At 57.3% G+C, this 1,440-nt stretch carries 1 protein-coding gene; it reads left to right on the forward strand.

Features of this window, described 5'->3' with window-relative positions; all coding sequences use genetic code 11:
• The first annotated feature begins 70 nt into the window (after window positions 1–70).
• The gene (locus B060_RS0123515; RefSeq protein ID WP_018084228.1) at window positions 71–1,258 is read left to right on the forward strand and encodes an IS701 family transposase; all 1,188 of its coding nucleotides are present in this window, start codon (window positions 71–73) and stop codon (window positions 1,256–1,258) included.
• The last annotated feature ends 182 nt before the right edge of the window (window positions 1,259–1,440 follow it).

Genomic DNA, 1,440 nt, shown 5'->3' on the forward strand with positions numbered 1-1,440 from the left:
CTAGTACTACAGTTGCGCATAATGGAAAATCATGATTCCCTTTCGTTGGTTAGGATGAGCGGAGATTGTCATGAGTGTGTCAGATTGGGTGGGTACAGGGACTAACTGGCGCGAAGCGTTGACGGAGATGAAGGCGGCGATTGCTCCAGCGCTTAAGCGCTCAGAGCAACGCGCATCTGCCGGTGCCTTCATTGAAGGCCTTATGTCGCGGGCTGAGCGCAAGACAGGGTGGATGCTAGCGGAAGAAGCTGGGCTTGAGAGGCCCTATCGCATTCAATCCTTGCTCGGGCGGTCTTCGTGGTCGGCAGATGCTTTGTGCAAAAGGGTTCGCGACTACACGATCGGCGCGCTGGGAGACCGGGATGGCGTCTTGGTAGTCGATGAAACCGGCTTTTTGAAGAAGGGCGATCAGTCGGTCGGCGTCGCGAGGCAATATTCGGGTACGGCAGGGCGGATAGAAAATAGTCAAATCGGTGTTTTTGTTTCTTACGCCAGCCGTTATGGACACGCCCTAATCGATAGGCAGCTATATTTGCCAAAAGGTTGGTCGGAGGATCTGGATAGGCGACAAAAGGCCCACGTGCCCGACGACGTCAACTTCGCAACTAAGCCTGCCATGGCGCGCGAGATGATCGGCAAGCTGCTTGATGAGGGCATTCCTTGCGCCTTCGTATTGGCAGATGCTGTTTATGGTTCTGACAGTCAGTTCAGGCGGATGTTGGAAGGCCGCAAGCAGCCCTACGTATTAGCAATCCGCTCGACGCACGTACTGCGCTTCCTTGAGGAGTGGCAGTTCATACAAACCGATCCGGCAACTCTCATTGGCGATCTTGAAGCGCAGTCCTGGCGGCCCCTGTCCGCGGGTGAGGGCGCGAAGGGGCCGCGCCTTTACGAGTGGGTGCGCATACATCTCAACTGGGTGGCCGAGGATGGCTTTTCCAAGTGGTTACTTGCGCGTCGCAGTCTGCGCGATCCGAAGGCCATCGCATACTACTTCGCCTTTGCGCCGACAGACACTTCCTTGGCCGAGCTTGCAGCTGCCGCAGGCTTGCGCTGGACGATCGAAGAGTGCTTCTTGCGCGCCAAGGATGACCTCGGCCTCGACCACTGCGAAGCCCGCTCCTGGCATGCCTGGCATCGCCATATGAGTTTGGTCATGGCGGCTGCGGCGTTTCTGGCGAAGCTTAGCGCCACGCAGCGGCGCAACGCCTTTGGGAAAGAGAACGAAAGGAGTCCGGTGATGACAGCCGCCGCGTGATCGCCAAGGCCACGCCGATCTACACCACCCCCGAAATCCTCCACCTGTTCGCCAGGCTTATGCCCTCCAAGGCCTTAACGTCGACATTTATCCTTGCATGGTCACGATGGCGACGGCGCCATCAAGTCATTGCCGCTACAGCCCATCGAAAAATCCGACATTATGCGCAACTGTAGTACTAG

The organism is Asticcacaulis benevestitus DSM 16100 = ATCC BAA-896, assembly GCF_000376105.1.
GTDB lineage: Bacteria > Pseudomonadota > Alphaproteobacteria > Caulobacterales > Caulobacteraceae > Asticcacaulis > Asticcacaulis benevestitus.

Bases quoted from the DNA above. Each gene is read 5' to 3' on its own strand.
- B060_RS0123515 (WP_018084228.1), top strand. From the start codon at position 71: ATGAGTGTGTCAGATTGGGTGGGTACAGGGACTAACTGGCGCGAAGCG.